We start from the raw sequence: 8,808 nt of genomic DNA on the forward strand, positions 1-8,808 counted from the left end.
AGCATCCGCACCGGAAGTTTTGCGGCGCTCGTCGATAATCAGATCATCGCGGGCTGTCGCAATACGGCGGATCTGGCTCATCATACCGCCGGTGCCGGCAGGGATCAGACGACCCACAATCACGTTTTCCTTCAGACCCTGCAGCGTATCCATCTTACCGGCAACTGCGGCTTCGGTCAGAACGCGGGTTGTTTCCTGGAAGGAAGCAGCCGAGATGAAGGAAGGTGTCTGCAACGATGCCTTCGTAATACCGAGCAGAACCGGCAGACCTTCAGCAGGTTTCTTGCCGTCTTCAACCAGACGATCATTGATTTCGTCAAGTTCAATACGGTCAACATGATCGCCCGGAATATAGGTGCTGTCACCGGATTCCGTGATCTCAACCTTCTGCAGCATCTGACGAACGATCACTTCGATATGCTTATCGTTGATCGTCACACCCTGCAGACGATAGACTTCCTGAATTTCGTTCACGAGGTAAGAAGCAAGTGCTTCCACGCCCTTGATCGCCAGAATGTCATGCGGTGCAGGATTACCGTCGAGAATATAGTCACCCTTTTCGATCGCATCGCCATCCTGAAGATGGAAAGGCTTGCCTTTAGGGATCAGATATTCAACCGGCTCCAGATTATGGTCATTCGGTTCAATAATGATGCGGCGCTTGTTCTTGTAATCGCGGCCGAAACGGATTGTACCATCAACTTCAGCGATGATCGCATGATCCTTCGGACGACGAGCTTCGAACAGTTCAGCCACGCGTGGCAGACCACCGGTAATATCCTTGGTCTTCGCGCTTTCCATAGGCAGACGGGCAATCACGTCACCGACGCGAACCGTTGCACCTGGCTCAACCGAGAGAATGGTCTCAACGGAGAGCTGGAAGCGGGCTTCACCACCCTTCGACAGTTTCGCAACTTTGCCGTTCTTGTCTTTAACAACAAGAGCAGGCTTCAGATCCGAACCGCGCGGGGTCGAACGCCAGTCAATAACAACGCGCTTGGTGATACCGGTGGATTCATCGGTGTTTTCAGCAACCGACAGACCGTCAACCATATCTTCAAACTCAATCATACCTTCAACTTCGGTGATGATCGGACGGGTATACGGATCCCACTCGGCCAGACGCTGACCGCGTTTCACTGCATCACCGTCATCGACGAACAGGCGCGACCCGTAAGTTACACGATGGCTTGCACGTTCCTTGCCGGATGCATCCATGATGAGAACGGCCATGTTACGGCCCATAACCACCAGATGACCGTCGGAATTGCGAACCACATTGCGGTTACGCAGTGCAACAGTACCTTCATAGGAAGCTTCCAGATAGGAGCTGTCCACAACCTGCGCTGTACCACCAAGGTGGAACGTACGCATGGTCAGCTGGGTACCAGGCTCACCGATCGACTGCGCAGCGATAACACCGACAGCTTCACCTTTGTTCACCGGAGTACCGCGTGCAAGGTCACGACCATAGCACTTGCCGCACACGCCGGAGCGGGTGAGACAGGTCAGAGCCGAACGGATACGAACGGTCTGGATACCGGCTTTTTCGATCACTTCCACATGACGTTCTTCGATCATGTCACCGGAAGCAACAATCAGCTCACCCGTAGCCGGATGATTGATGTCGTCCAGAGCAACACGGCCCAGAATACGCATGCCGAGCGAAGCCACGATCTGACCCGCATCAACGATCGGGTTCATTGTCAGACCAACGGTTGCACCGCAATCCGGTTCAGAAATGATCGCATCCTGCGCAACGTCAACGAGACGGCGTGTCAGATAACCGGAGTTAGCGGTTTTCAGAGCTGTATCGGCCAGACCCTTACGCGCACCGTGTGTCGAGTTGAAGTACTCGTTCACGGTCAGACCTTCTTTAAAGTTCGAGATAATCGGTGTTTCGATAATCTCGCCCGAAGGCTTGGCCATCAGACCGCGCATACCGCCGAGCTGACGCATCTGCGAAGGCGAACCACGGGCACCGGAGTGCGACATCATGTAGATGGAGTTCATCTGCTTCTGACGACCGGTTTCCGGATCGAATTCAACAGCCTTAATGCGGGCCATCATTTCGTCGGCGATCTTGTCAGTCGCTTTACCCCAGGCATCAACAACCTTGTTGTACTTTTCGCCCTGAGTGATCAGACCGTCATTGTACTGCTGTTCATATTCCTTGGCCAAAGCTTCTGTATCGGCAACGATCTTCGCCTTGGCATCAGGAATGACCATGTCATCCTTACCGAAGGAAATACCGGCACGGCAGGCATGGGCAAAGCCGAGCTGCATCACGCGGTCACAGAAAATCACTGTCTCTTTCTGACCGCAATGACGGTAAACCAGATCGATCATCTTGGAGATGTTCTTCTTGGTCATTTCCTGATTGCAGATATCGAAAGGAACATTGGCGTTCTTCGGCAGCAATTCACCGAGGATCAGACGACCCGGTGTTGTGTCAAAGAGTTTCGATACAGGCTTGCCTTCCGCATCAACAGACTTGAAGCGGCCTTTGATCTTGGTGTGCAGCGTAACGGTCTTGGTTTCCAGCGCATGCTGCAATTCGCCCATATCGGCGAAGACCATGCCCTGACCAGGTTCGTTTTCAGCAACGATCGACAGGTAATAGAGGCCGAGAACCATATCCTGCGACGGCACGATGATCGGAAGACCGTTTGCCGGATGCAGAATATTGTTGGTCGACATCATCAGAACGCGTGCTTCGAGCTGTGCTTCAAGCGACAGCGGCACGTGAACAGCCATCTGGTCACCGTCGAAGTCCGCGTTAAACGCAGTACAAACGAGCGGGTGCAGCTGGATTGCCTTACCTTCGATCAGCGTTGGTTCGAAAGCCTGAATACCAAGACGGTGCAGCGTCGGCGCGCGGTTAAGCAGAACCGGATGCTCGCGGATAACCTCATCAAGGATATCCCAAACTTCCGGACGTTCTTTTTCAACCAGCTTCTTCGCCTGCTTAACAGTCGAGGAGAAGCCCTTGGCGTCAAGACGTGCGTAGATAAACGGCTTGAACAGTTCCAGAGCCATTTTCTTCGGCAGACCGCACTGGTGCAGTTTCAGTTCAGGACCGGTCACGATAACCGAACGACCGGAATAATCGACGCGCTTACCGAGAAGGTTCTGACGGAAACGACCCTGCTTACCTTTCAGCATATCCGAAAGTGACTTCAGCGGACGCTTATTCGCACCGGTAATAGTACGACCGCGACGGCCGTTATCGAACAGCGCGTCAACAGCTTCCTGCAGCATACGCTTTTCGTTACGGATAATGATGCCAGGCGCACGAAGCTCCATCAGGCGTTTCAGACGGTTGTTACGGTTGATCACGCGACGGTAAAGGTCGTTCAGATCGGAAGTCGCAAAGCGACCGCCATCCAGCGGCACCAGGGGGCGCAGATCCGGCGGGATCACCGGAACGATCTTCATGATCATCCACTCAGGACGGTTACCGGATTCCATGAAGTTCTCAACGATTTTGAGACGCTTCATCAGCTTCTTGGTCTTCAGTTCCGAAGTGGTTTCGGCCAGATCGGTGCGCAGCTGCACAGCAATCTTTTCGAGTTCCATTGTCGCCAGAAGATCATAGATCGCTTCCGCACCGATCAGCGCTGTGAACTGGTCTTCACCAAATTCATCAACAGCGATCATATATTCTTCTTCCGAAAGCAGCTGATGCTCTTTCAGGGAAGTCAGGCCTGGTTCTGTTACGATGTAGTTTTCGAAATACAGAACGCGTTCGATATCCTTCAGCGTCATATCAAGCAATGTGCCGATACGCGAAGGAAGCGACTTCAGGAACCAGATATGGGCAACAGGAGCAGCCAGTTCGATATGGCCCATGCGCTCACGGCGCACGCGTGACAGCGTTACTTCAACGCCGCACTTCTCACAGATAATGCCCTTATATTTCATGCGCTTGTACTTACCGCACAGGCACTCATAGTCCTTGATCGGGCCGAAGATACGGGCACAGAACAGACCATCGCGTTCAGGTTTGAACGTACGGTAGTTGATCGTTTCTGGCTTTTTGATCTCGCCGTATGACCAGGACAGAATCTTCTCAGGGCTGGCAATCGAAATCCGGATGGAATCGAATGTCTGCACCGGAGCCTGAGGATTGAAAAGATTCATGACCTCTTGGTTCATGCCGTTCTCCTTAGGGCATCATGCTTCACAAAAGTTGGCCTACTTCGCGACAGCATCATGCGTTTGAATCTATATGCAGAGCAGTATCCGGCACAGGCTTTAGCGCCCTGATACTCTCTGACGGGCAATTGCCCTAATCTGCGCAACGGTCAGACACAGCGCCTGAAACCGTCATTCTTTCAAAACATACTGCCGAATAATGGCAATAATGGCGTGGCGCGGAAAACCGCGTCACGCCTTTGTTTTTACTCTGCTGCGTCAGGCAGCTCTGTCGGCGCTACTAGGTCGCGTGTATCGTCGAGTTCGACATTCAGACCAAGCGAACGCATTTCCTTCACGAGAACGTTGAAGCTCTCCGGAATACCCGCTTCGAATGTATCGTCACCACGTACAATCGCTTCATAAACCTTGGTACGGCCTGCCACGTCATCAGACTTGATGGTGAGCATTTCCTGCAGCGTGTAAGCTGCACCATAGGCTTCAAGCGCCCAGACTTCCATTTCACCGAAGCGCTGACCACCGAACTGCGCCTTACCACCCAGCGGCTGCTGTGTGACGAGCGAGTAAGGTCCGATCGAACGGGCGTGGATCTTATCATCAACCAGGTGGTGCAGTTTGAGCATATAAATATAGCCCATTGTCACCTGACGATCAAAAGGTTCGCCTGTACGGCCGTCATAGAGCGTCGACTGACCGGAAGTTGCCAGACCTGCATCTGCAAGCATCGCATTGATGTCTGCTTCAACAGCACCGTCAAAGACCGGCGTTGCAATCGACACACCGCGCTTCACCTGATCTGCAAGCATGAGGACACTGTCGTCATCATAAGAGCGAACCGGTTCGTTACGGTCGTTGTCCGGATAGATATGTTCCAGAGTATCACGCAGCGGCTGGATATTTGCGGTCTCTTTATAGACCTCGATCAGTTGCCCGATCTTCTTACCCATACCGGCACATGCCCAGCCCAGATGTGTTTCCAGAATCTGGCCCACATTCATACGGGACGGCACACCCAGAGGGTTAAGCACGATGTCCGCATGGGTACCATCTTCAAGGAACGGCATATCTTCCACTGGCAGAATGCGGGAAACCACACCCTTGTTACCGTGACGGCCGGCCATCTTGTCGCCTGGCTGGATCTTGCGCTTAACAGCAACAAAGACCTTAACCATCTTCATGACGCCCGGAGCCATTTCGTCGCCGCGCTGAACCTTTTCGACTTTATCCATGAAGCGTGTTTCAAGCAGCTTCTTGGATGCGTCATACTGGTTGCGCAGAGCTTCGAGTTCGCTCTGGCTCTTTTCGTCTTCAACGGCAAACTGCCACCACTGGGAACGCGGATATTCAGTCAGGATATCGCGGTTAACCGCAACGCCCTTCTTGAAGCCCTTAGGACCAGCAGCAGTAATCTTACCTTCCAGCATATCTGCCAGACGACCATAGGTGTTACGGTCAAGGATAGACTGTTCGTCGTCACGGTCTTTTGCCAGACGTTCGATTTCTTCACGCTCAATCGCCATTGCGCGTTCATCTTTTTCAACGCCGTGGCGGTTGAAAACACGAACTTCCACAACAGTACCGTATGTTCCCGGAGGCATACGCATTGAGGTGTCACGGACGTCAGAAGCCTTTTCACCAAAAATAGCGCGCAGAAGCTTTTCTTCCGGCGTCATCGGGCTTTCACCCTTTGGTGTGATCTTACCGACGAGAATATCACCAGGATGAACTTCCGCACCGATGTAGACAATACCGGCTTCGTCGAGGTTCTTCAGTGCTTCTTCCGAAACGTTCGGAATATCGCGTGTAATTTCCTCAGGTCCGAGCTTGGTATCACGGGCAGCAACTTCGAATTCTTCGATATGGATCGAAGTGAACACGTCATCCGAAACAATCTTTTCAGAAAGCAGGATGGAGTCTTCGTAGTTGTAGCCGTTCCAAGGCATGAACGCGACGAGCACGTTACGGCCGAGAGCCAGATCACCCAGATCGGTCGACGGACCATCAGCAATGATGTCGCCCTTCCCTACACGGTCACCGACGCGCACAAGCGGACGCTGATTGATGCAGGTGCTCTGGTTGGAGCGCTGGAACTTCATCAGACGGTAAATGTCAACGCCGGACTTCGAAGGATCGAGGTCTTCAGTTGCACGGATAACGATACGTGTCGCATCCACCTGATCAACAATACCGCCGCGGCGTGCACCGATAGCAGCACCGGAGTCACGGGCAACAATCGGCTCCATACCGGTACCGACAAACGGCGCTTCCGCACGTACCAGAGGCACGGCCTGACGCTGCATGTTCGAGCCCATCAGAGCGCGGTTGGCGTCGTCGTTTTCCAGGAACGGAATAAGCGCGGCTGCAACAGAAACCAGCTGCTTCGGCGAAACGTCCATCAGATCCACGTTTTCACGCGGCGCCATCAGAACTTCACCGGCATGACGCGAAATTACGAATTCTTCAACGAATTCACCATTTTCGCCCACTTCAGCATTGGCCTGAGCAACATAGTGCTTGGCTTCTTCCATAGCGGAAAGATAAACGACTTCATTGGTGATCTTGCCGTCGATAATTTTACGGTAAGGGCTTTCAATGAAACCATATTTGTTGACGCGCGCAAAAGTTGCGAGCGAGTTGATCAGACCGATATTCGGACCTTCCGGTGTTTCAATCGGGCAGATACGGCCGTAATGGGTCGGATGAACGTCGCGGACTTCAAAGCCAGCGCGTTCACGGGTCAGACCACCAGGTCCGAGAGCCGACAGACGGCGCTTATGGGTGATTTCAGACAGCGGATTGGTCTGATCCATAAACTGCGACAGCTGCGAGGAACCGAAGAATTCGCGAACAGCGGCAGCAGCCGGCTTCGCATTGATCAGATCCTGCGGCATGACTGTATCGATTTCGATCGAGGACATACGTTCCTTGATCGCACGTTCCATACGCAGCAGACCGACGCGGTACTGATTTTCCATCAGCTCGCCAACAGAACGCACACGACGGTTGCCGAGATTGTCGATATCGTCGATTTCGCCCTTGCCGTCACGCAGCTCAACGAGCGTCTTGATAACAGCCAGGATGTCGTCTTTGCGCAGAACACGAACAGTGTCCGCTGCATCGAGGTCAAGACGCATATTCATCTTAACACGACCAACAGCCGACAGATCGTAACGTTCTGAATCAAACAGCAGCGATTCAAACATCGCTTCTGCGGAATCCATTGTCGGAGGCTCACCCGGACGCATCACGCGATAGATGTCGAACAGCGCATCCTGACGGGACTGGTTCTTGTCAGCAGCCAGCGTATTGCGGATGTAAGCACCCACATTCACATGGTCGATATCAAGAATATTGATCTCGTTGCCACCGGTTTCGAGCAGAATCTTCAGAGTCTTTTCGTCAATTTCATCACCGGCTTCGAGATAAATCTCACCGGTTGCATAGTTGACGATATCCTCTGCCAGATAGGAACCGAGCAGATCATCATCCGTCGCACGGATAGCCTTAACGCCCTTCTCCGCGATCTGCTTGGCAGCGCGCGCAGTCAGCTTACGGCCGCTTTCAGCAACAACTTCACCGGTATCAGCATCGAGCATATCGCCGATGATTTTCATACCTTTGAAGCGGTCAGCCGAATACGGAATACGCCAATTTTCGCCGTCACGTGTATAAGGGACAGCGTTATAGAAGGTCGAAAGAATTTCTTCACCATCCATACCCAGCGCCATCAGCAGCGATGTGGTAGGGATCTTACGGCGACGGTCGATACGTGCGTATACGATATCCTTGGCATCGAATTCGATATCGAGCCAGGAACCGCGATACGGGATCACGCGTGCAGCGAACAAAAGCTTGCCCGAAGAATGGGTTTTGCCCTTATCATGGTCAAAGAACACACCAGGCGAACGGTGCATCTGCGAAACGATAACACGCTCCGTACCATTGACGATAAAGGTACCATTGTCGGTCATGAGCGGCATATCGCCCATATAGACATCCTGTTCCTTGATGTCTTTAATGGACTTTGCGCCTGTATCTTCGTCAATATCAAAAACGATAAGACGCAGTGTCACTTTCAGCGGTGCTGAATAGGTCAGATCACGCTGGCGGCACTCATCCACATCGAACTTTGGCGCGTCGAATTCGTATTTGACGAATTCGAGCATAGAGGCCCCGGAAAAATCCGAGATCGGAAACACCGACTTAAAAACAGCCTGCAAACCTTCGTCAGGACGTCCACCCTTAGGTTCATCGACCATAAGGAACTGGTCATAGGATGCCTTTTGAACCTCAATGAGGTTCGGCATCTGGGCGACTTCTGGAATCTTGCCGAAAAATTTGCGTACGCGCTTACGACCGTTAAAAGAGTGGGTCTGAGCCATCGTCGCTCCTCGTTCTGTGCCTTACGGCGTTCTGAGCCCGTGGGAATACCAGGGCCTGTTGCTTGCCGTCTTACGACGGTCCTATGAACGGGTCAAAACCCGTTTCCTGACAGCTGCTCTTCTGTCAGGAAAAGGGTTTGTAACCGTTTGAACTATAAAATCTGCCACGTATCATGAAAGACATATACAGTTCATTATGCTATCCATTTTTGTTTGTCACCTAAAATCAGGCGCTTACAAAAAACGTCCGCTCATAAGCGGAAAACCC

2 protein-coding genes are annotated in these 8,808 nt (G+C 52.5%); both read right to left on the reverse strand.

All coding sequences use genetic code 11. The features are described 5' to 3' along the window. The coding region (gene rpoC / locus A918_RS0104870) for a DNA-directed RNA polymerase subunit beta' (RefSeq protein ID WP_022709965.1) at positions 1–4,158 on the reverse strand (4,158 nt) is incomplete at its 3' end. A 245-nt stretch (positions 4,159–4,403) separates the two neighbouring features. Beyond that, positions 4,404–8,540, reverse strand: a complete 4,137-nt coding sequence (gene rpoB, locus A918_RS0104875) for a DNA-directed RNA polymerase subunit beta (protein WP_022709966.1) — start codon at positions 8,538–8,540, stop codon at positions 4,404–4,406. Between the last annotated feature and the right edge of the window lie 268 nt (positions 8,541–8,808).

This window comes from Pseudochrobactrum sp. AO18b (genome assembly GCF_000409565.1).
Classification (GTDB): Bacteria; Pseudomonadota; Alphaproteobacteria; order Rhizobiales; family Rhizobiaceae; genus Pseudochrobactrum; species Pseudochrobactrum saccharolyticum.